Raw genomic sequence first — 20,338 nt, 5'->3', positions numbered from 1 at the left:
CTCTGGAATACTGGGTCGCCCGGTCAAGCCGGGCGACGACAGCCGAGGCTGGGCGGCAGGGAGCCCAAAAAATCCCGTTTATTTTCAACGCCATCTCTACTGTGCATGGGGTTGTTTCACGCATCTACAGTTCCCGCCAAGGAACCCGAAATCCCTAAAATTGCACCCAATCCGTCAGGGTTCCGTTGAGCACGCCTCTTAAGGGCCGGAGAACCTGATCCGGCTTAGGCTGACGCCAAATCCAGTCCCGTGCTTTTGGGGAAGCCATGAACGCGCCAGCCAAATCCGCCGCCAAACGCCGGCTTCTGCTCGCCTCCGACCGGAGCGATGCGAGCAACGAGCTCGCCAGCATCCTGAAGGCCGTGGGCGAGGTCTCGACGGTGACGACGCAGGAGATCCCCGAGCAGCCCTCGCGCGATCTGTCCGGCCTCGTGGTCGACATCAATCTGCGTTCGCCCGAGAGCGTGCAGCGGGTGCGCAACAAGCTGCGCGGCGATGCCTATCGCACCATGCCGCGGCTGTTCGTGCTCGCCGATGCCCTGCACCACGGCACCATGCAGGCCTGGGCGCTCGGAGCCACCGACACCATCTCGCGGCCGCTCCAGCCCGAGGATATTCTCCAGCGCATCCGCGCCGCGTTCCCCGACACCGCCACCTATGACGCGACCGATCGCGGCAAGACCCTCAACCGCGGCGTCGAGGCGGCGCATGCGGTGCTCAAGAAGATGTTCGAGAAGCTGCCGCTCGGCGTGCCCCTGACCTTCGACGACGTCATCGCCGCCGAGAGCAAGATCCTGAAGGCGATCAAGCACTCCTCGCTGCGCGAATGGCTCACCACGGTCGGCTGCCACCATGTCGGCAGCTATCGTCACTGCCTGTTCGTCACCGGATTTGCGGTCTCCTTCGCCCAGCATCTCGGCATGCGCGAGGACGACCAGCGCCGCCTGACCCGTGCCGCGCTGCTGCACGATGTCGGCAAGGCCTTCGTTCCGTCCGTGCTGCTGGACAAGCCGGGCAAGCTGACCGACGAGGAGATGGCCGAAGTCCGCCAGCATCCGCGCCGCGGCTATGACGCGCTCGCAGCCCAGGGCGGTTTCCCGCCGGAGATGCTCGACGTCGTGCTGCATCACCACGAATTCCTCGATGGCTCCGGTTATCCCAATGCGCTGTCGTCGAACCAGATCAGCGACATCGTGCGCCTGACGACGATCGTCGACATCTACGCGGCGCTCGTGGAAAAGCGCGCCTACCGCATGCCGTTCACGCATTCGCGTGCCTTCACGATGATGGAGGGCATGGGCGGCAAGCTCGACCAGCAGCTGTTGCAGGCATTCCGCCCGGTGGCGCTGGGATCGTTCTAGACGGGCTGCGTGGGGTGGATTAGCCGCAGGCGTAATCCACCAACCTCGTCAGGCTATCGCCGAAGCATGGTGGGTTACGCCTGCGGCTAACCCACCCTACGAACTCACCCCACCATCTTCCGCAGCTCCGCCTTCGCCACCTTCTCCAGGGTCGAGCGCGGCATGTCGTCGACGAGCCTGATCTCGCGCGGCAGCTTGAAGTCGGCGAGGCTCTTGCGACAGGCGGCCATCACGCTGTCGTGCAGATCCGGCGCCGCGCCGGCAACGCCGCCATGCGGGATGATGAAGACGACAGGCACTTCGTCCAGCATCGGATGCTTCTTTGCCACAACCGCCGCCTCGCGCACACCGGGCACGAGCGCGATCACCTGCTCGATCTCGGAGGCCGCGACGTTCTCGCCGCCGACCTTCAGCATGTCCTTGGCGCGGTCGCCGAATTTGATGAAGCCGTTCGCGAGACGCTCGACGCGGTCGCCGGTGAGGAAGAAGCCGCGCTCGTCAAAGCTCTCGCGCGTGGCCTTGTCGTTGTGCAGATATTCGGCGAACAGCGACAGGCCGGGGATGCCCTTGATCGCGAGATTGCCGGTGTCGCCGATGTCGGTCGGACGCCCGTCATCGTCGGTGATGCGGATGACATATTCCGGTGCGGCGCGGCCGATCGACATCGGGATGTTGGGCTGGTCGACCTCGCCGACGATGCCGTGGGTGATGGTCTCGGTCATGCCCCACCAGCCGATCATCTTGACGCCGAAGGCGGCAAAGGCCGGCGGCTCGTTGATGGCGGTGCCCCACAGGCGGAACTTGTGGTCCTTCGGGATCTCCTGCTCGAGCAGCGCCTTCATGCAGAACGGAATGGTCGAGGTCCAGGTCGAGCCGTGCTCGCGCGCGACGCCCCAGAACCTGCTGGCGGAGAAGCGCGGCTGGATCACGCAGGAGCCGCCGACCCACAGCGTTGCCAGCATGGAATAGGCCAGCGCATTGGTGTGGAACAGGGGCAGATAGGTCTGGTGCACGTCGCTCGCATGCAGGTCCTCATGCGCGGCGTTGATCTTGGCGCCCCACAGCGCGTTGGCATGGGTCCAGAGTACCGCCTTCGGCCGCGATGTCGTGCCCGACGTGTATTGCACGCTGCACGGAGCGAGCGGATCGGTCGCGCGCCTGGGACGGTCGGCGCTGTCGGCGAACAGCTGCTCAAAACCGTCGTCGCGTGAGACAGGCTGCGACGGCGCTGCGCCTGCATCGTGCGAGGTCACGGCCATCCAGCGAATGTTGCGGCAGTTCTGCGCGACGACTTCCGCATAGGCCGGCTGCGTGATCGCGGCGACCGCGCCGCAATGATCGGCGAAATATTCGATCTCGGCCGGCGCCGAGCGGGTGTTGGTGGTGACGGCGATGGCGCCCAGCTCGACACAGGCAAACCAGGCCAGCAGCGCCTCGATGCAATTGTCCAGATGAATGAGCACGTACTCGCCGGGCTTGATGCCGCGCTTCACCAGCCCCGCCGCGAGCGCGCCGACCCGCTCGTGAAACTCGCCATAGCTCCAGCGCCGCGCTGGCGCGTCGAACGGCGCCCAGATCAGGAACGGATGCGAGCTGCGCATCTCGGCGCGCATCTTGAGCAGCCAGGGCACGTCGAGCCCGTCGAACGGGCCCACGATTCCGGCTGCGCTCTGTTGAATAGACATGAATCCTCCCCGTGCAGCCTGCATCTTGCGTGCGGCGGCCTCTTGATGATTGCGTCTTCCTGCCACCTGATGGCGCGGGGAGCAAATCGGGGGAGGGCGGTCTCTCCGCCGTCATTGCGAGGAGCCCTTGCGACGAAGCAATCCAGGATCCCTCCGCGGAGGGATTCTGGATTGCTTCGCTTCGCTCGCAATGACGGTGTTTGGGGTCGGGAGCAGGGCCCTACCGGCCACCGTCCACGTATGACGAGATCTCGATCAAGCTCCCATCCGGGTCCCGGCAATAGACCGAGCGCAGCGTGCCGCGGGCGCCCTGCTTGGGAACCGGGCCTTCCTCGATCGTGACGCCATGTGCCTTCAAATGCGCCACCACCTCGTCGGGTGCAGCCGAGGTGAGGAAGCACAGGTCCTCGCTGCCGGCGGTCTGGTGGTTCGCGGTGAACCACTCCACCTTGTCGGCATCGCGCGGCCGGACGTTGATCTTCTGGTTACCGAATTGAAGAGAAGTCCGCGGCGCTTTGCCGCCACCGGGGTCGAACACCTTGACTTCCATGCCGAGAATCTTGCCGTACCACTCGGCGGTTACAGCGACGTCGGTGACGTTGATCACGAGATGATCGAGGGCTTCGACCTTGACCGGCATGCCTTATCCTTTCGTCGTGATGCGTGCCGCGCACTATCCGCCTGCGGCTAGCTTTGTTACAACCGCAATGACGCCACTTTCAAGATATCCGACTTTCAAGAACAACCCTCTTTGAAGAACAACACCTGGGAGAACCCTTGAGATGATCACTCGCCGTAACGCGCTGGGCCTGCTTGCCGCCACTCCTCTTGCAGCCAGCCCGCTCTCGAAAGCCTTTGCCGCCGACTATCCGTCCCGGCCGGTGAAGTTCGTGGTCGGCTACCCGCCGGGTGGCGCCACCGACATTTTGGCCCGTCTGATCGGCCAGCGGCTGTCGGAAAAGTTCGGCCAGCAATTCGTGATCGAGAACAAGCCGGGCGCCGGCAACAATATCGGCACCGAATCCGTCATCAATGCCGAGCCCGACGGCTATACCGTGCTGCTGGTCAATCCGGCCAACTACATCAATGCGACGCTCTACGCCAATCTCAAGTTCAACTTCGTTCGCGACATCGCGCCGATCGCCGCCTTCCAGCGCGTGCCGAACGTGATGACCGTGAACAAGGACGTGCCGGCCAAGACCGTCGCCGAGTTCATCGAATATGTGAAGGCCAATCCCGGCAAGGTGAACATGGCCTCGTCCGGCAACGGCACCTCGGTGCATCTGTCCGGCGAGATGTTCATGGCGATGACCGGATGCAAGATGCAGCACGTGCCCTATCGCGGTGCGGCGCCCGCGATCACGGACATGCTCGGCGGTCAGGTGCAGGTGATCTTCGACAACATGCCCTCGATCATCCAGCACATCCGCTCCGGCTCGCTGCGTGCGCTCGGTGTCACCACTGCGCAGCGCTCGCCGCAACTGCCGGACGTGCCCGCGATCGGCGAGACCGTGAAGGACTACGAGGCGAGCGCGCTGTTCGGCATGGGCGCGCCGAAGAACATGCCCAAGGACATGATCGCCAAGCTCAACACCGAGATCAACGCGCTCATGAAGGAGCCCGACATGACCAAGCGCCTGGTCGAGCTCGGCGGCGATCCGCTGGTGCTGACGCCGGAAGAGTTCGGCAAGGAGATCGAGGCCGAGACCGCCAAATGGAAGAAGGTCGTCGAGTTCGCCGGCCTGAAGGTCGAGTAGCGATCTTGTGATGACCGCGATTGGAGCCCTGCCGTTCGGCAGGGCTTTTTTCTTTCGTGCATTGGCTTGTTGATTCGGAATAAAACGCCGCGGCGAAACCTGATGATAGATGGCGCGTATCCCGCGCCACCAAGAGAGGAGTCGGGATCATGCGCAAGACGCAATTGGCGCTGCTGACACTGGGCGCCACCATCCTTGCCGGTGTCGTCACCGCCGCGCCCGCTTCTGCCCGCGACTATCCCTGGTGTGCCCAGGGCGGCGAATACGACTATCCCGGCGAATGCGCCTACAGCACCTATGAGCAGTGCCAAGCCAGCGTCTCCGGCCGGCTGCTGTTCTGCGACCGCAATCCCCGCATGGCCTACGGCCAGCCGCCGCAACCGCGAACGCCGCGGCGGGCGCGGCCGGTGGCGCCGAATTAGTCGTCGCGGGCGATTTGCTTCGTAGCCCGGATGGAGCGCAGCGAAATCCGGGACAGCGTGCGCTTTGAATCGATAAGCCGCGGCCTACTGGATATCCCGTTTTCGCGGGGAATGACGGCACTGGTTGGCGTGGCCGCTTGCCTTGCTCGGGAGGCTATCTCTTCGCGTCGGCCTGCTCGGTCGCGTTGCATGAGATCAGCATCGTATAGGGCCGCGCGTTGCCGGCGATGTCGGTGGTCTTGAGTTCACCCTTCGGCTCCGCGGTCTGGTAGGGCACCACCGAATTGTCGAGGAAGTCGCGCAGCGCGCCGGTCTTGATGGCGAAGTTGATGTTTTCGGGAATGTCGCCGGTCGCGGCGGCGATGCGCAATGCGGGAATCTTTGCGGTCACCACGCCCACGACCTGCCCGGCGGTGTCGAACAGCGGCCCGCCGCTGTTGCCGGGCTGCACCGGCGCGCTGATTTGCAGGAAGCGCGAGTCGTTGCGCATGCCGCTGAGCGAACTGACGATGCCGGTGGTCACGGTGAAATCCGAAGTCAGAAGACCATGGAAGGGAAAGCCGATGACGACCACGGAATCGCCGGACCGGATCGAGCGGTCGCGGATCCGCGCAAAGTCCTTGAAGGTCGTCGTCGACGGCGCCTGCAACAGAGCGAGATCGTTGTTCGCATCGCTCGATACGACGCGCAGCACCATCGAGACCTCGCCGGTGAGGTTGCCCTTGATGTCGCCGACACAGCCGTCGATCACATGGTTGTTGGTGACGACGTGGCCGTTCGCGCTGACCACGAAGCCGGTGCCGCTCTTGGCCCGCGCAGCTTTGCCGCCGGCCGGTGGCGCCGGCTTGTCCGGGGCGGGTTGCGGCTTGGCGGCCATCTTGGTGAAGTCACCGGCCTTGTCGAGTCCGTCCGCTTTCACCTTGGTCACGCAATTGGCCAAGGCCGCGATCACGGGGCCCGTCGAGGTCAGGTCGAAGTTCAGCACCGCGCGGCCGGCCGTCGCCACCATCAGGCTCGCCTTCTGGAAGGTACGCACCACATTGAGCGGCATGATGGCCGTGAGCATGTTGGACTGATACGCCGTGGCGTACAGCCGGGCCTGCTCCCGGCCGTCAAAGGTCACGTCGATCGCGGCGTTCTCGCCCTTGTCGAAGCGGTAGCTGGGACTCGCAAAGGCGAGCGACCATGTGCCGGCGGAATTCTGGCTCACGACGAGGATGACGCCGTTCGCATAAGGCGTCGTCGCGGCGCAATGGGAGAAGGCGCCCGTTTCGTCGTTGCTGAAAGCGCCGCCGATCCAGTTGCCGACATTGACGGTGCCGAACGGTCCCTTCGCATGCGCCACTCCCGCGATGCCGACCTGCAACAGTGACGCAACGACAAATGACTTAAGCCACATGCTTCCCCCCGGAATGCCTTTCGAGCCATCTTACCTGTGGGAGGAGGCGTGGCGCAACCGGCAGTTGTTTGTGTGGGCGCGGGCCTCCAGCTGCGACAATCGGCCTTGCCTTTACTTTGCGATGCTATACTTTGCAATACAAAGTAACGGGGTTTGACGATTCCGGGTCATTGGGCGGAGCGGGGCTTTGGCATTGCCGATGCGCGATCTCGACAAGGCACTGGCGGATATCGTGGCGATCCGCAGCCAGATTGCGGCGGGCACTGCGTTCCGCGGTTATGGCCCGGCGACGATGGCTGCGACCGGCGCCGTCGCGCTTCTCACTGCGATCCTGCAATTCTGGCTGCTCGACGATGCCACCAGCGCGCCGCTCGGCTTCTTCTTCGGCTGGTTCGTTGCCGCCGCGCTCTCCGGGCTGGTGATCGGCATCGAGATGCGCGCGCGTTCGCGCCGCCATCATTCGGGCCTGGCCGATGCCATGATCCACCAGGCCGTCGAGCAGTTCCTGCCCGCAGGCGTGGCCGGCGTCCTGCTCGCGGTGGTGATGTGGAAATTTGCGTCCGAGACGCTGTGGCTGCTGCCGGGCCTGTGGCAGATCCTGGTATCGCTCGGCATTTTTGCCTCCGTCCGCTCGTTGCCGCGCACCGTCGCGCTCGCGGGGGCCTGGTACTTCGTGTCCGGCTTCGCCGTCGTCGTGCTCGCGAGCCAAACCCACACGCTGTCGCCATGGACCATGGGCCTGCCCTTCGCGATCGGGCAGTCGGTGATGGCAGGCATTCTGTACTTTGCGTCCGGAGACCATGATGTCGAAGACTGACAACGCGCCGTTCTCTTACGAAGGGCTCGATCGCGTCATCCACGAGAAGGCGAGGCTCGGGCTTCTGACGTCGCTGATGGCGCATCCGAAGGGTCTGGCCTTCGCCGATCTCAAGCAGCTCTGCGGCCTCACCGACGGCAATCTCAGCCGGCATCTCGCCGTGCTCCAGGAAGCCGGCCTCGTCGAGGTGACCAAGGGCTATGAGGGCAACCGTCCACATACCACCTGCCGGCTGACCAAGGCCGGCCGCCGCCGCTTCCTCGACTATCTCGCGGTGCTCGAGCGGCTGGTGCGCGACGCTGCGAAAGCCGCCGGGCGCGAGGCGCCGCCGCTCGGCCGCCTCGGCATCATTTCGACCTGATCCCCCTTTTTTGACCGGAGACTTTGCAATGCAAAGTGACATGACCTCTCGTAACATGACCGCCCGCAACGAGAAGCTTCACGTCGGCATCATCATGGATGGTAACGGCAGGTGGGCTACCCGGCGCGGCCTGTCGCGCTTGCGCGGCCACGAGGCCGGCGTCGAGACGATCCGCCGCATCGTCGAGGCCGCGCCGAAGCAGGGCATCGGCACCCTGACGCTCTATGCCTTCTCCACCGACAATTGGCGCCGGCCGAAGGCCGAGGTCGCGGCGCTGATGACCCTGCTGCGCTTCTATCTCGCCAACGAGGTGCAGAGCCTCGTCAAGAACGGCGTGCGCCTCTCCGTGATCGGCCGCCGCGACCGGCTGCCGGACGGTATCGCCAATGCGATCGCGCGCGCCGAGGACGCAACCGCGCACGGCAGCACGCTTCACCTGCGCATCGCCGTCGACTATTCCGCGCGCGACGCCATCCTCAACGCCGCGGCGAAGGCGGCCGCGCTGACCAGCCTGACCCGCGAAGCCTTCTCGCAGCTCGTCACGGGCGAAGCCGGCCTTCGCGACGTCGACCTCATCATCCGTACCTCGGGCGAGAAGCGGCTGTCGGACTTCCTGCTCTGGGAAGGCGCCTATGCCGAATTGCACTTCACCGAGCGGATGTGGCCCGAATTCGACGCGGGCGATCTCGCTGCGGCGCTGGCTTCTTTCCATGGCCGCGAGCGCCGCTTCGGCGGCCTCCAGGCGATCATGCCGGAGGAGGTGCCGTCGCTCTCGCGGGCGTAACACCGGGGCGGAGCTGAGCAAGAGTCTCCGCGGCGGTTGTGCTTCATATCTTCAAGGTTCAGTCGGGGGATTGGGCTTCTTCAAGGAAGTGGGACGGACGATCACGCCAACCAAAGCGGGAGCGAAAGTCCATGCGTGTTCTTCTCGTCAACGTGCCTCATCCCTCGATCGGCAGCCGGATCCCGGACGATCATCTGCCGCCGCTCGGCCTGCTCGCGATCGGCGGTCCGCTGATCGACGACGGTCACACCGTGCGGCTGATCGATGCCGAGTTCGGCCCGATGCCCGTCGCGGACATCATCAGCGAAGCGAGCCGCTTCGCGCCGGACGCCGTGCTGTTCGGCCATTCCGGTTCGACCTCCGGGCATCCCGTCATCGCGGAGCTCGCAGAGGCTCTGGTCAAGGCGATGCCGCGCGTGCTGATCGTCTATGGCGGCGTGTTTCCGACCTATCACTGGCGCGAGATCCTGCGCGATGAGCCTTATGTCAGTGCCGTCGTTCGCGGCGAAGGCGAGGAGACGGCGCGGCGCCTGATGCGCGCGCTGGAATATGGTCAAGATCTCGGCGGCATCGCCGGCATCGCGTTTCGCGACGCCACCGGTCCGCGTGCGACGCCCCCCGCGCCTGTGATCGCGGATCTGGACGCTTATCGTATCGGCTGGGAACTGATCGATCACGCGCGTTACAGCTATTGGGGCGGCCTGCGTGCCGTGGTCGTGCAGTTCTCGCGCGGCTGCCCGCATCTGTGCAATTATTGCGGCCAGCGCGGCTTCTGGACGCGCTGGCGCCACCGCGATCCCGTTCGCTTCGCCAAGGAGCTGGCGTGGCTGCACCGCGAGCACGGCGTCAAGGTCATCAACTTCGCCGATGAAAATCCCACCGTGTCGAAGAAGGCATGGCGTGCCTTCCTCGAAGCGCTGATCGCCGAGAATGTCGACCTCATCCTGGTTGGCTCGACACGCGCCGACGACATCGTGCGCGATGCCGACATGCTGCATCTCTACAAGAAGGCCGGCTGGCAGCGCTTCCTGCTCGGGCTCGAAAACACCGACGAGAAGACGCTGGAGCTGATCCGAAAGGGCGCCACGACCGCGACCGACCGCGAGGCCATCCGCCTGCTGCGGCAGCACGGCATCCTGTCGATGGCGACCTGGGTGGTCGGGTTCGAGGAGGAGACCGATCGCGACCACTGGCGCGGATTGAAGCAGCTGCTCGCCTACGATCCCGATCAGGTCCAGTTGCTCTACGTCACTCCGCATCGCTGGACGCCGTATTTCCGTCTCGCGGCCGAGCGCCGCGTGATCCAGCCCGACCGCCGCCGCTGGGACTACAAGCATCAGGTGCTGGCCACGCGTTACATGGCGCCGTGGCGCGTGCTGGTCTGGTTCAAGTTCACGGAGATGGTGTTGCAATGTCGTCCCAAGGCGATCTGGCGGGTGCTGTTTCAGCGTGACGCGGGCCTGCGTCATGCCATGCGCTGGTACACGCAGATGGGCCGCAGGGTCTGGCCGCACGAGATCCTGGAATTTCTGCGGGCACGCCGGCTGAAATGGGGACCGACCGTACGCGAATTCTGGGGCGCGCCGCAGGACGGCGAGGAGCAGTCGATGATTGCGGCGCGGCCGGAGCGGCGCGTCGGCACGCGCGAGGCCGCGTGAAAGCGGCACGAATGCAGCCTTCAATCTCGCCTGTGTGACATACGGCACAGGGCAACGCGCTGTTCGTTTCCGGCCGCAAGATTGGCAGCCCCGTCCAAGCGGCAAGCACGCGGCATCGGCTAGGTGTGCAGTTCCTGCAACCTGCCGAGAGCCTCGCGCATGTCACGATTATCTCTGGATGCTGTCGTCGAGCCAAATGAGACGAGCGGCGCGGTCTGCATCAGGGCCGCCAATGCATCTGACGTAGAAAGCCTCTCGATCTATTTCACGCGCCTTTCCGCGACGACGCGCAACAGGCGCTTCATGGGCGCGCGGACGGACTTTGCCGTGCTCGCGGCCGAATGCGTCGCCAGGGCCGGACATCCCGATCATCTCACCTTGCTCGCCGAGCTCAGGCAGGAGGGACGGAGCACGATCATCGGCGAGACGCTCTACGCCTATGATACGGCCGCACGTCACGGCGATTTCGCCATCTCCGTTGCCGATGTCTTCCAGCGCAAAGGCGTTGGCTTCCAGATGATAACGGCGATGGAGCAGCACGCGAGCCATCGCGGCCACGAGATGATCGCGGCCGAGACCGCGCGGGCCAATGCCGAGATGCGCGGTCTTGCGAAGAAGGCCGGCTTCGAGGATACCGGTCTCGGCGACTGGCAGTCGGTTCACCTCGCGAAGCGGCTGATGCGATAGCCGCATCTTCCCTGATTTGCCGCGTGGCACGGATCGTGCTCTAGTAATAGCCGGGTACACCCAGCGATGGGAGCTTTCGGCGATGCGCGCAGTCCTGGATTATTGCACCGGCGGAACGGAGCGGCAGGTTGCGGCCGGCACCGTCGTCGTCACCGAGGGCGGCACCACCGGCCATCTCTATGTGCTGATGCAAGGCAAGCTCGAGGTGCTCAAGGGCGAGATGGTGGTTGCCACCGTCACCGAGCCGGGCGCCGTGCTGGGCGAAATGTCCGTGCTGCTGGGCCAGCCGCACACCGCCACGGTGCGGGCTTGTTCGGACGCCGTCGTCTACGAGTTCGAGGACGCGGCCTCGTTCCTGAAGCAGGAGCCGGAGGTGGCGCTGCTGATCGCAAAACTGCTGGCACAACGCCTCAACGTCGCCAACACCTATCTTGCCGATCTCAAGCGGCAATATGCCGGCCACGGCACGCACCTGGCGATGGTCGGCGAGGTGCTCCAGAGCATGATCAACCTGCCGCCGCTTGAGGTCTCGCCAGGCTCGGATCGGCAATCCGACCCAAGGATGTGAGCCAGTCCGGCGGCTCTTCGACATGGTTTGCGGGGCGCTTCAGCGGCGCGCCGAGGTCGATCCATTGTGCTTCGCCCGCCGCCAGCCAGAACGCCTTGTTCGCATCGAGATCCAGCACGATATGCGTCGGTGGCCGGCCCGGCTGCAGGCCGGCGTTGAACACCCAGGTCTGGCCGAGTCGGTCGAACCACGAGCCGTCGGTGATGAAGGGCGACTGGTGCACATGGCCCGAGATCACCATCGAGGGCTGATACTGCATGATCCACTGCACCAGCTCGACATCGCCGAAGAAGCGCTTGCCGCCCCAGCTCGTCGGTGAATTCGCCGGCGGCGCATGATGCGCCCAGATCCAGCGCTGCGGCCGACCGACCGAGGCCTCGCGCAGCTGCTCGACGATGCGTTGCTTGACCAGCGGCCCGTCCCACCACGGGCACACCGTGAACAGCGTGTCGCCAATGGTGAGGCTGTCGCCGTCGCAGGCAATGCCAATCTCCCGCACCTCCGAGATCCAGCGCGAGATCTTTTCGCCTTCCGCGTTGCGCTCGTCGAGGTCGTGATTGCCGGAGCAGAGGATCACGCGGGTCTTTGCGGCAAGCAGTGCGAGATATTTCTTCACCACCACGATCTGCGCGCGAAAATCCACCATCGAGCCGATGTCGAGCGCATCGCCGGCGAAGATCACGAGGTCGAAATGCGGCGCTGCGCTGACCAGCCAGTCGAGCTGCGGCAGCGAATAGTGCAGGTCGGCCACGACCAGGCAGCGCATTGAAAATCCGTCGGCGAGAGATTGAAAATGTCAGGGGATTCCAAAACGGCATAAAGCAAGAAGCAGACCAGCATGGCCGCCGCTCGTCGTCAATCCAATGAGCGGCAGCATGCTGCGGCGCGTTGCAGCACGCAAGGGGCCTGACGTCGCGGGGCTGGACCGGACCGTCGAATTCTGATGTCGTGGCGTACCCTCAACGCGCGTGTCCGCATGACCTCCTTCAAGACCATTCGTGCCCGCGCCGAGAAGCGCAAGGGCGGCCCCAAGGCGCTCGAAAAGCTGATGCCCGACAAGCCCGACCTGAAGCGGCTTGCAAAACTCGGCGACGACCGCATCCTCGCCGAGATGACGAAACGGGTGTTTTGCGCCGGCTTTGCCTGGAGCGTGATCGAGTCGAAATGGGACGGCTTTGAAGATGCCTTCCTGCGCTTCCAGCCGGGCAAGCTCACCTTCCAGCCGGAAGACTATTGGGAAGGCCTGCTTCGGGATGCGCGCATCGTGCGCAACGGCGCCAAGATCATGTCGATGCGCGACAACGCCGCCTTCGTCCAGGAGATCGCGAAAGAGCACGGCAGCTTCGGCAAGTTTCTTGCGACATGGCCGCCGTCCAACGAGATCGGCCTGCTCGATCTTCTCACCAAGCGCGGCAGCCGGCTCGGGGGCAATACCGGCCAGATGCTGCTGCGCTTCGTCGGCTGGGATGGTTTTGTCACCTCCAGGGACGTCGTCGCCTGTCTGCGCGAGGCCGGCCTCGACATCGCCGAAGAGGTGAAGTCCAAGGGCGATCTCGCAAAAGTGCAGGCGCAGTTCAACGCCTGGGCTGACGAGACCGGCCTGTCCTACACATATCTCTCACGCATCTGCGCGCTCTCGGTTGGTGAAAACCGCAGCGAGCATTAGGTCATTGGAAATCAGGAGACATAAAATGGCAAAAGCCTGTTGGGTTGCGACCTACCGCGCGATCAAGAATCCCGACGCCATGGCGGCCTACGCCAAGCTGTCGCGTCCGGCCATCGAGGCGGCCGGCGGCCGCGTGCTCGCGCGCGGGATGCCGGTTGCCGCCTTCGAGCACGGCCTGATGGAACGCGTCGTCCTGATCGAGTTCGATAGCGTCGCGAGCGCCAGGGCAGCGTATGAAAGCCCGGCCTACAAGGAAGCGCACGATCTGCTCGGAGATGGCGCCGACCGCGACATCCGGATCGTCGAAGCTGCCGAATAGCATCACCGCCCGACGAATCGTGAACATCGTGTGACGATCTCGTGCCGCACATGCGGCGGATGAAACTCGCGATCACGAAATTTATTTCGCGGGAACGTTTGTGCGCAGCACTCGTTCGGAGCTTGAGCCAGGCGAACAAGGCGTAGGGAACGCCTGCCTTGGGGAATCCTGCGTGGCTCAAGCTCGACGAAACCGGACATGAAACGGAGCAGCGCATGAAGCTAACATCCGAGCAAGTGAAGCAGACCATCACACAACTCGGCGCCCAGGTGCTGCCCGACGAGCATCCCGCGATGCCCCAACTCAACAGCATGTTCGGCGAGCACACCTTCTTCGTCGACGAGACGGGCCTCAAGGTGCTCGAACCAACCGCGTCATTGGCTGCAGACCGCCAGACCGGCGAGGTCGTCAGCCTCGCCGACTGGAGCGATGCCGAACTGACGCGCCTGATGGCGCACGAGCCCGAGCCGACCGGCGTGATCGTGGTGTTCGAGCATGTGAGGCATTGAGTGCTGCCACCGGCCGGGACGATCTGACAAGAGGTGGTGCGCCACGGCGGATGCAGGTGATACCCATTGCCGCGCCGTGGCGCCAGACGTCGCACGCCAACGCGAGCTTTCATGCGTCAAATAAGCCTTGATCATCTGCGTAACGCAGAGTCGCTTCGATATTTCGGGGCAGAGACACGGGTTGGACCGACTTCGCGCGGGCGACAGCCGAGCGGCAAAGCTCTCGGAAGCCGTGCAATCTTAGCGCTTGCTTCCGGGCTGACCTTCATTCAAGGTCGAACCACGTTCGTGCAGCGATAATTCCATCTTGCTGATCTGCGGTAATCCGTATCCGGCGGACGCCGTCCTTTTCTGTTTGTGATGGCAGGCGACCGCCTCACAAATAGCGCGTGACCAAACGCCGGCAGCAAAGACCTCTGCCGCTCGTGATTCCTGAGCGCGCCGTATTCACCCAACGACTGCAATGCAATCCACGTCACGTGAACGGGGCGGCGCCCGTCCGCGCGACCGAAGACGGCATCCAACTCGATCCAACCCAGGACGATTTTCCGGTCCCAACGGGAGACATTCTATGGCTGAAAATTCAATCGCTGAATCCGAGACAAGCACTGCCTATCTTGGCAACAGCCTCGAATATCTGGGCAAGGGCGTCAACGTCTTCCACGAAGGTTATCTGGTGCCGCCCCACATCGGCGGGCTACTCAGGCTGACGGAGAATGAGGTCACTACGACCAATGTTGGCCAGACCGACGTGGTGGAGACGTTTGGCTCCAATTTCGCCGAATTCATCCAGAACTTTTCCGTCGCGGCCGGGTTGAACGGTTCCTACAAGGGCTTCACCGGCAGCGTCGAAACAAAATTCGCCAGCTCGACGCGTGACAGCGTCGAAACCAAATTCGCACAGCTATCGCTGATTTCGACCGGATCGATCTTGAGCATCAGCCAGAATCCGGACGTGCTGAAACGATATCTGACTCCGGATTTCGAAAAGGCGCTGGCCGAAGCCGATCCCGTCAATCTGCTCAAACTCTGCGGGACGCACGTCGCCATCACGGTCGTCATCGGTGGCATGCTGTCCTACTACAGCTATTCGAAAAAGACCGAACATCTGTCTGATCATGACTTCGAGGTCGCCGCCGAGCTGAAATACAAACAACGCGGTGCTGAGGTCGGGGCGAACTCGAAATTGACTCATAAGGAGATCGAAAAAGCCAATACCGTCGAAGGCAGCATGCAACTCTCCGTCAACGGCGGCAGCCAGACCACGCGTAGCGCGCTGGAAGGCGGCAAGCATGACTCGTTCAAAGCCTGGGCGGCCACCATCGACGACTATCCGGGCTTTCTCGGCTTCCGCCCGGATGGCCTCATTCCGATCTGGAGGCTCGCCCCCACCAAGGAGCGCGCCGCGGCCATCGAGCTGGCCTTCAGGCAGATGGCGGCGCGGGAATTCCAGATCCGAATCTTCACCAAGACCGGCGACCTCGCCGCCCATCCGGACGCCCAGGTCGGGCTTCCCAAGTATTACAAGCTGCTCGGAGGCGGGGCCCGGGAGAATTTCAGCGGCGCGGGCAACCTGTTGACGGCGTCATTTCCGCACACCGATAGCACCTGGGTCGCACGCGGCAAGGACCACGTTTTGCACGATGACGCGAGCATAACGGCTTTCGCGCTGGGCATTTACGACAACCTCGATTGCTGGGAGGTGAAACACGTTTCCGCCACCGGCAGCCCGGCCTCACATCCCAGCGCGGAAGTGGCGCTGCCGGCCGATTTTATCGCCGAAGGCGGCGTCCTCGTCGGGGGCGGCGCGGTTGTCAAGGACGGGCCGGGAGCGAACAAATTGCTCACCAGCTCTTACCCGAAGAGCGAAACGACCTGGGCGGCTAACGCCACCGACTATGCCGATGACAAGCCCTCGGAGATAGAAGTCTTTGTCCGAGGCCTGCGCTGCAAGGTTGAAGGGATCAAGGTCGAGGTCAAGACGGATCGCTTGCAAAGCCGGCGAGAAGCCCATCCTTCGGAAAAATGCTCGCTCGGCCAAGACTTTTCACTCACCGGCGGTGGCGCATTCGTGGATTACGGGAGCGGTCCGGGTAACCTGCTCACCAGCTGCTATCCAGAAAGCGACCGCACCTGGGCTGCAAGTTCGAAGGATCATCAAAAGTCCAGCCCCGCGACGATAACCGCCTATGCCATCGGGCTGAAGGTCAGTTAGGGCGTCAACGCAATCGCCTGGTCGGAAAGGCTGGAAGATGATCGGGAGGGCCTTTTCAAGCCCGGTTCAAATGCCGAACGTCAGCTGCGGCTCCGGATCGTCCCCGTCCTGAAGTGACGACAGCGATACGCCGAGCAGTCTGACGGATTTGGGCAGCGGCATCTCGACTTCGAGCAGGCCGCAGGCCAGCCGCTCCAGCTCGTCCCGGCCTGCGACCGGCGCGGGGACGGACCTGCTGCGCGTGACGATCTCGAAGTCGGCAAACTTGACCTTCAGGGTGACGGTGCGGCCGCGGTTGCCTGATGTCTCGCAATGACGCCAGACCTTGTCGACGAGCGGCCTCAGCTCGGCGGCCAGCGCGTCGAATGTGTCGAGGTCGGTCGAGAACGTGGTCTCCGCCCCGATCGACTTGCGGATCCGGTTGGCCCGGACCGGGCGTTCGTCGACACCCCGTGAGATCCAGTAATAATAGGCGCCCGATTTGCCGAAATTCGCGTTCATGAATTCCAGCGTCTGGTTGCGGATGTCGAGGCCGGTGAACAGGCCGAGCGCGTTCATCTTCGCAGCCGTTGCCGGGCCGATGCCGTGGAATTTGCCGACGGGCAGCGTCTCGACGAAGGCGGGCCCCATCTCCGGCGAGATCACGTACTGTCCGTTGGGCTTGCGATGATCGGAGGCGAGCTTTGCCAGAAACTTGTTGTAGGAGATGCCCGCCGAAGCGTTCAGGCCCGTCTCGGCCTTGATCTTGTCGCGGATGCGCAGCGCGACGTCCCGCGCCAGCGGAATGCCTTGCAAGTTCTCGGTGACGTCCAGATAGGCCTCGTCGAGCGACAGCGGCTCGATGACGGGGGTGTGTTCGGCAAAGATCTCGCGGATCTGCCGGGAGATCGCCTTGTAGACCTCGAAGCGCGGCCGGACGAAGATCAGGTCGGGACATTGCCGCTTCGCGGTCACTGACGGCATCGCGGAGCGAACGCCGAACTTGCGGGCCTCGTAGCTCGCGGCCGCGACGACGCCGCGCTCCGCGGAGCCGCCGACCGCGACCGGCTTGCCGCGCAGCTCCGGATTGTCGCGCTGTTCCACAGACGCATAAAAGGCATCCATGTCGATATGGATGATCTTGCGGACGGGCGGGGTATAGCCAGTCACCGTGCCGGATTCGCTCATGGGAAGATGATACAATCGAGCGAGGACAAGTGCGAGGTGATGGATGTTTCAGCTGTTGGTCTTCGTCGCAGGAGTGGTCGGCCTCGGCTGGCTGATCGGTGCGACCAATCTCCCCGGCACGTGGTATGCGGGCCTCGCCAAACCGGGCTTCGTGCCGCCGAACTGGGCGTTCCCGGTGGCCTGGACCATCCTCTACGTCATGATCGCCATTGCCGGCTGGCGGACGTTTCGCCGTGAGCGCATGGGCAAAGCGATGCAGGCCTGGGCCGCGCAACTCGCTCTGAATTTCGCGTGGTCGCCGGTGATGTTCACGATGCACGGGATCGGAGCGGCGCTCGTCATCCTGATCTGCCTGTTCGTCGCGATCGTGACCTACATCGGTCTCGAGGCGTCACGAGACAGGCTGGCGGCCGCATTGTTCGTGCCCTACGCAGCCTGGGTCGCGTTCGCCGGCGTGCTCAATGCGGCTATCTGGCGTTTGAATTGAGGCGTCCAGCTTAGAGTCCATCAAACGACAATCTCAAGCTTGTGAGTGGCGAGCCTAGGCACGCGTTCCTATATTTCCGTGCAGAGGACAGAACATGCAGTACAGCTCCGAACTCATTCAGACCATGCGCCAGGCCCTCGAGACCGTGATGGCGAACGTGCCGGCCCATCAGTCGGTGTTCGGCCTGAAAGCAGCTGTAGCCGAATGCATTCTGAAGGCTGCCGCGCATGGGCATACGTCGTATGACGCTCTGGTGACGTCCGCCTCCGATCAGATCCAGTCGATCGTCGCGATGCTGACGTGAGAGCGGGCTGGATGTCTGGAGAAGCCCTTCCGGTTCGAAGCCTCACTCAACAGCGGTTCGAAATGGTGGCGCCGATGAGAGGACTGGTCATCGGACGTGGACGCAGCTCCTCGGGAACTGTTCAAGTGCATCGTGCAAGGCCGATGGCAGCGGCTCCGTCGAGTAGAACGAGATCACCACAGCCAGCGCGTTGGGCTCGATAAGGCCGCTCAGCACCTGCTGGTGGCGGGCCTTGATGGCGTCTACGTCGTAAGGTCGCTGCATGGCATCGAAGGGATCGATGATGAGGATGAGCGCATCCGCCCGTAGGGTCGCGCCCGGGGTCTTTCCGGCCATGGTCAGCGGCGCGTTGCTTTCGGCGAGCCATGCCCTGGCTACGGCCGGGTCGGCGGCGAGGGCTGCGCGCAACACCTCGATGAGCGGCGCCGGGCGCGTTGTCGGAGAAGGCCCGACCGAGACAAGGCCGCTGCACACCAGCTCGTAAGCGCGCATTTCCGACTCGCCAGCGCTTTCCAGGAGCCGGGCCCAGCGATGTGCGGCGGCGCGATCGCCGGTGCGCTCGAGGTAGCGTATGAGGCGCGCGTAGGCCGGCATGCACCAACTTGCATCCTCCTTGGCGATCAAGCGCATGGCTTCGACGGCGCTGCCATCACCCTCGGCCAGTCGTGCCGCGGCGTATGCAAAGGCGACGTTGCGGTCTTCGGTGGCTTCAGCATGCAGCACGGCCAGTTCGGCAAGCCCGCGTTTCGGCTCGAACCTGCGTAAAACTCGCGCGTGCTCAAACCTCCGCGCGGTCGGCCAGCCTGCAACTGCTTCAGGATCGGCTGCGAGCAGCGGCGCCTCGATCAGCCTGTAGCGCGTGTAGGCCGCCGCCCACTCGACGGTCTTTGCCTTGCGCCAGCGGTCGTTATATTCCGCAGCGACAGTCGGCCAGAAGCCGCCGAGCAGGACCGAACCGGCCGGGTTCTCGCGTGGGGCGATGCTTGGTTGCAGGCCGAGCGCCGTCGCCCGCGCGGCCAGTGTCGGATGTGTGTCGAGCCAATCGGCGGGGCGCGAACCCTCGTTGGCCCCGGACGCGGTGACGAGGTCAAGCGATCTGCTCTCAAAGGCGTCGATCACGCGCTCCAGATAGTTGTCCGGCGGGGTCGGCTCGGTGTGCTGCCATTCCCCTTCGATGCGAGGCAACTCGTTGTTGCTCCATTCACCGAAGGCATCGAGCCGCGCCAGCGCGCTCACCAGATGCCCCCTGCCGACTGCACCGGCCGCATCGGCGTCTGCCTCGTACTCGCAGCGGCGCGACCAGACCATCGCTCGGCGGTTGAGGGCGGGAGCGAAAATCTCTGCGAAGCTGGCGCCGGCACGATCGAGTATGCTGCTTTCGCCGTCAATCTGCTCGGCGTGCGAGAGCCAGCCCAGGTGGGCTTGATAGAGCCAGTGACCGAGCCATCCGTGCCGGCGTGAGAAGTGCCCGAATTCGTGGGCGATGACGGCACGTACTTCGTCTTTGCCGAGTAGCGCCAGGAGCGGCACGCCAAGCGTCAGCACGCGGCGATTGCCGATGATGCCGAAGAGTCCGCGCGCCTCGCGCGCTCCCGCATTGGCCTCATCGTCCAGTCGCACTTCCATCCGCGGCCCGACATCGAGCTTCGTCCTCAGGTCGTCGAGTACGGCATGCAGATTGGGGGCGTCCTTTCGCTCGATCCCCTCGCCACTGTCGCGATGGCCAGGTCGCGTCAGCCAGGTCAGCAGGACGACAGCGAATGCAGCGAGGATGTCGATGATGGTGTTGTTGGCCAATAGCGCGCCGAGCACGATGGGTGCGGCGAGGGGAAACACGCGAACGCATGTCAAAGCCGCGTCGCCGGCAAGCACGAGCAGCGTCAGCTGAAGGCGATAGAGCCGCGGGCGACCTTCCGCCGCCGCTTCGAGGCGGCGGATCTCATCGGGGGAGGGCGGTGGGAATGAGATCCGCATCGTCACCGGACTGGCGCACCCGACACGATTCGAACGTGTGACCTTTGCCTTCGGAGGGCAAGGGTTAAAGGTTTTCCTTGATTTGCCATTGGTGGGTTGATATTACTTTCTGCAACGAATCCCGCATCTTATAGGCTTTCTTGAGGGTCTTCTTGGTTCCTGGGATTTGCCCTGTTTCCCCGCCAACTGCTTACCCTC

Annotated in this window: 21 protein-coding genes and 1 tRNA gene; 15 read left to right on the top strand and 7 right to left on the bottom strand. The window is 63.9% G+C overall.

Going from position 1 to position 20,338, the window contains the following annotated elements:
• Nucleotides 1-266 precede the first annotated feature (266 nt).
• Entirely contained in the window at nucleotides 267-1,361 is a 1,095-nt protein-coding gene (locus PMI42_RS31885; protein ID WP_008142629.1) for an HD domain-containing protein, read from the top strand.
• Between the two features lie 104 nt (nucleotides 1,362-1,465).
• Here the strand turns inward: PMI42_RS31885 and PMI42_RS31880 are convergent, their stop codons facing one another.
• Nucleotides 1,466-3,046 (bottom strand): AMP-binding protein, encoded by a 1,581-nt coding sequence (locus tag PMI42_RS31880; RefSeq protein WP_008142627.1) that lies wholly within the window; start codon nucleotides 3,044-3,046, stop codon nucleotides 1,466-1,468.
• A gap of 220 nt (nucleotides 3,047-3,266) precedes the next feature.
• Entirely contained in the window at nucleotides 3,267-3,686 is a 420-nt protein-coding gene (locus tag PMI42_RS31875; protein ID WP_008142624.1) for a VOC family protein, read from the bottom strand.
• A 142-nt stretch (nucleotides 3,687-3,828) separates the two neighbouring features.
• Here PMI42_RS31875 and PMI42_RS31870 point away from each other — a divergent pair, with 142 nt between their 5' ends.
• Nucleotides 3,829-4,803 carry a Bug family tripartite tricarboxylate transporter substrate binding protein gene (locus PMI42_RS31870; protein ID WP_008142622.1) on the top strand — a complete coding sequence of 325 codons (975 nt, stop codon included), beginning with the start codon at nucleotides 3,829-3,831 and terminating at the stop codon, nucleotides 4,801-4,803.
• A 149-nt stretch (nucleotides 4,804-4,952) separates the two neighbouring features.
• The gene (locus PMI42_RS31865; RefSeq protein ID WP_008142620.1) at nucleotides 4,953-5,225 is read left to right on the top strand and encodes a DUF3551 domain-containing protein; all 273 of its coding nucleotides are present in this window, start codon (nucleotides 4,953-4,955) and stop codon (nucleotides 5,223-5,225) included.
• A 154-nt stretch (nucleotides 5,226-5,379) separates the two neighbouring features.
• On the opposite strand, the gene PMI42_RS31860 is transcribed toward PMI42_RS31865, so the two are convergent.
• Entirely contained in the window at nucleotides 5,380-6,624 is a 1,245-nt protein-coding gene (locus PMI42_RS31860) for a S1C family serine protease (RefSeq protein ID WP_008142618.1), read from the bottom strand.
• 199 nt (nucleotides 6,625-6,823) lie between these two features.
• On the opposite strand from PMI42_RS31860, the gene PMI42_RS31855 reads away from it, so the two are divergent.
• From PMI42_RS31855 to PMI42_RS31830, 6 genes are all read left to right on the top strand, one after another.
• Nucleotides 6,824-7,441, top strand: coding sequence for a hypothetical protein (locus PMI42_RS31855; protein ID WP_035967203.1), 618 nt, complete (start codon nucleotides 6,824-6,826; stop codon nucleotides 7,439-7,441).
• Complete coding sequence (locus PMI42_RS31850; RefSeq protein ID WP_008142612.1) at nucleotides 7,428-7,802, top strand: winged helix-turn-helix domain-containing protein; 375 nt, start codon at nucleotides 7,428-7,430, stop codon at nucleotides 7,800-7,802. Before PMI42_RS31855 ends, PMI42_RS31850 begins: the two co-directional genes overlap by 14 nt.
• Nucleotides 7,803-7,842: 40 nt before the next feature.
• Nucleotides 7,843-8,586, top strand: coding sequence for a di-trans,poly-cis-decaprenylcistransferase (locus tag PMI42_RS31845; protein ID WP_502692754.1), 744 nt, complete (start codon nucleotides 7,843-7,845; stop codon nucleotides 8,584-8,586).
• A 131-nt stretch (nucleotides 8,587-8,717) separates the two neighbouring features.
• On the top strand, nucleotides 8,718-10,244 hold the full coding sequence (gene bchE, locus PMI42_RS31840; RefSeq protein ID WP_008142607.1) for a magnesium-protoporphyrin IX monomethyl ester anaerobic oxidative cyclase: 1,527 nt from the start codon (nucleotides 8,718-8,720) through the stop codon (nucleotides 10,242-10,244).
• Between the two features lie 159 nt (nucleotides 10,245-10,403).
• Nucleotides 10,404-10,931, top strand: coding sequence for a GNAT family N-acetyltransferase (locus PMI42_RS31835; RefSeq protein ID WP_008142605.1), 528 nt, complete (start codon nucleotides 10,404-10,406; stop codon nucleotides 10,929-10,931).
• Nucleotides 10,932-11,013: 82 nt separating this feature from the next.
• Complete coding sequence (locus PMI42_RS31830; RefSeq protein ID WP_008142602.1) at nucleotides 11,014-11,499, top strand: Crp/Fnr family transcriptional regulator; 486 nt, start codon at nucleotides 11,014-11,016, stop codon at nucleotides 11,497-11,499.
• Here the strand turns inward: PMI42_RS31830 and PMI42_RS31825 are convergent.
• Nucleotides 11,438-12,265: a metallophosphoesterase family protein gene (locus PMI42_RS31825; protein WP_008142600.1), complete on the bottom strand. Its 828-nt coding sequence runs from the start codon at nucleotides 12,263-12,265 to the stop codon at nucleotides 11,438-11,440. The genes PMI42_RS31830 and PMI42_RS31825 overlap by 62 nt on opposite strands.
• 210 nt (nucleotides 12,266-12,475) lie before the next feature.
• On the opposite strand from PMI42_RS31825, the gene PMI42_RS31820 reads away from it, so the two are divergent.
• From PMI42_RS31820 to PMI42_RS31805, 4 genes are all read left to right on the top strand, one after another.
• Nucleotides 12,476-13,165 (top strand): DNA-3-methyladenine glycosylase I, encoded by a 690-nt coding sequence (locus PMI42_RS31820; RefSeq protein WP_035967209.1) that lies wholly within the window; start codon nucleotides 12,476-12,478, stop codon nucleotides 13,163-13,165.
• A 25-nt stretch (nucleotides 13,166-13,190) separates the two neighbouring features.
• Nucleotides 13,191-13,484, top strand: coding sequence for a DUF1330 domain-containing protein (locus PMI42_RS31815; RefSeq protein ID WP_008142595.1), 294 nt, complete (start codon nucleotides 13,191-13,193; stop codon nucleotides 13,482-13,484).
• Nucleotides 13,485-13,699: 215 nt separating this feature from the next.
• Entirely contained in the window at nucleotides 13,700-13,993 is a 294-nt protein-coding gene (locus PMI42_RS31810) for a hypothetical protein (protein WP_008142594.1), read from the top strand.
• Nucleotides 13,994-14,564: 571 nt separating this feature from the next.
• Entirely contained in the window at nucleotides 14,565-16,208 is a 1,644-nt protein-coding gene (locus PMI42_RS31805; RefSeq protein WP_008142591.1) for an MAC/perforin domain-containing protein, read from the top strand.
• A gap of 66 nt (nucleotides 16,209-16,274) precedes the next feature.
• Here the strand turns inward: PMI42_RS31805 and dinB are convergent, their stop codons facing one another.
• Entirely contained in the window at nucleotides 16,275-17,375 is a 1,101-nt protein-coding gene (gene dinB, locus PMI42_RS31800; RefSeq protein ID WP_008142589.1) for a DNA polymerase IV, read from the bottom strand.
• A gap of 43 nt (nucleotides 17,376-17,418) precedes the next feature.
• Here dinB and PMI42_RS31795 point away from each other — a divergent pair, with 43 nt between their 5' ends.
• Complete coding sequence (locus tag PMI42_RS31795; RefSeq protein WP_008142587.1) at nucleotides 17,419-17,862, top strand: TspO/MBR family protein; 444 nt, start codon at nucleotides 17,419-17,421, stop codon at nucleotides 17,860-17,862.
• 94 nt (nucleotides 17,863-17,956) lie between these two features.
• Nucleotides 17,957-18,166, top strand: a complete 210-nt coding sequence (locus PMI42_RS31790) for a hypothetical protein (RefSeq protein ID WP_008142586.1) — start codon at nucleotides 17,957-17,959, stop codon at nucleotides 18,164-18,166.
• Between the two features lie 87 nt (nucleotides 18,167-18,253).
• On the opposite strand, the gene PMI42_RS31785 is transcribed toward PMI42_RS31790, so the two are convergent.
• Nucleotides 18,254-20,140 (bottom strand): M48 family metalloprotease, encoded by a 1,887-nt coding sequence (locus PMI42_RS31785; RefSeq protein ID WP_008142583.1) that lies wholly within the window; start codon nucleotides 20,138-20,140, stop codon nucleotides 18,254-18,256.
• Between the two features lie 11 nt (nucleotides 20,141-20,151).
• Nucleotides 20,152-20,253, bottom strand: a tRNA-Arg gene (locus tag PMI42_RS39485).
• Between the last annotated feature and the right edge of the window lie 85 nt (nucleotides 20,254-20,338).

Source organism: Bradyrhizobium sp. YR681 (assembly GCF_000282615.1).
In the GTDB taxonomy this organism is placed as follows: domain Bacteria; phylum Pseudomonadota; class Alphaproteobacteria; order Rhizobiales; family Xanthobacteraceae; genus Bradyrhizobium.
The sequence above is the reverse complement of the archived record's forward strand: the minus strand, read 5'-3'. Positions and strand labels throughout refer to the sequence as shown.

Coding starts and splice junctions, on each gene's coding strand:
- PMI42_RS31880 (WP_008142627.1), bottom strand. CDS start 3,046: ATGTCTATTCAACAGAGCGCAGCCGGAATCGTGGGCCCGTTCGACGGG.
- PMI42_RS31860 (WP_008142618.1), bottom strand. CDS start 6,624: ATGTGGCTTAAGTCATTTGTCGTTGCGTCACTGTTGCAGGTCGGCATC.
- PMI42_RS31885 (WP_008142629.1), top strand. CDS start 267: ATGAACGCGCCAGCCAAATCCGCCGCCAAACGCCGGCTTCTGCTCGCC.
- PMI42_RS31855 (WP_035967203.1), top strand. CDS start 6,824: ATGCGCGATCTCGACAAGGCACTGGCGGATATCGTGGCGATCCGCAGC.
- bchE (WP_008142607.1), top strand. CDS start 8,718: ATGCGTGTTCTTCTCGTCAACGTGCCTCATCCCTCGATCGGCAGCCGG.
- PMI42_RS31785 (WP_008142583.1), bottom strand. CDS start 20,140: ATGCGGATCTCATTCCCACCGCCCTCCCCCGATGAGATCCGCCGCCTC.
- PMI42_RS31830 (WP_008142602.1), top strand. CDS start 11,014: ATGCGCGCAGTCCTGGATTATTGCACCGGCGGAACGGAGCGGCAGGTT.
- PMI42_RS31835 (WP_008142605.1), top strand. CDS start 10,404: ATGTCACGATTATCTCTGGATGCTGTCGTCGAGCCAAATGAGACGAGC.
- PMI42_RS31815 (WP_008142595.1), top strand. CDS start 13,191: ATGGCAAAAGCCTGTTGGGTTGCGACCTACCGCGCGATCAAGAATCCC.
- PMI42_RS31865 (WP_008142620.1), top strand. CDS start 4,953: ATGCGCAAGACGCAATTGGCGCTGCTGACACTGGGCGCCACCATCCTT.
- PMI42_RS31875 (WP_008142624.1), bottom strand. CDS start 3,686: ATGCCGGTCAAGGTCGAAGCCCTCGATCATCTCGTGATCAACGTCACC.
- PMI42_RS31805 (WP_008142591.1), top strand. CDS start 14,565: ATGGCTGAAAATTCAATCGCTGAATCCGAGACAAGCACTGCCTATCTT.
- PMI42_RS31790 (WP_008142586.1), top strand. CDS start 17,957: ATGCAGTACAGCTCCGAACTCATTCAGACCATGCGCCAGGCCCTCGAG.
- PMI42_RS31820 (WP_035967209.1), top strand. CDS start 12,476: ATGACCTCCTTCAAGACCATTCGTGCCCGCGCCGAGAAGCGCAAGGGC.
- PMI42_RS31825 (WP_008142600.1), bottom strand. CDS start 12,265: ATGCGCTGCCTGGTCGTGGCCGACCTGCACTATTCGCTGCCGCAGCTC.
- PMI42_RS31810 (WP_008142594.1), top strand. CDS start 13,700: ATGAAGCTAACATCCGAGCAAGTGAAGCAGACCATCACACAACTCGGC.
- dinB (WP_008142589.1), bottom strand. CDS start 17,375: ATGAGCGAATCCGGCACGGTGACTGGCTATACCCCGCCCGTCCGCAAG.
- PMI42_RS31850 (WP_008142612.1), top strand. CDS start 7,428: ATGTCGAAGACTGACAACGCGCCGTTCTCTTACGAAGGGCTCGATCGC.
- PMI42_RS31870 (WP_008142622.1), top strand. CDS start 3,829: ATGATCACTCGCCGTAACGCGCTGGGCCTGCTTGCCGCCACTCCTCTT.
- PMI42_RS31795 (WP_008142587.1), top strand. CDS start 17,419: ATGTTTCAGCTGTTGGTCTTCGTCGCAGGAGTGGTCGGCCTCGGCTGG.
- PMI42_RS31845 (WP_502692754.1), top strand. CDS start 7,843: ATGACCTCTCGTAACATGACCGCCCGCAACGAGAAGCTTCACGTCGGC.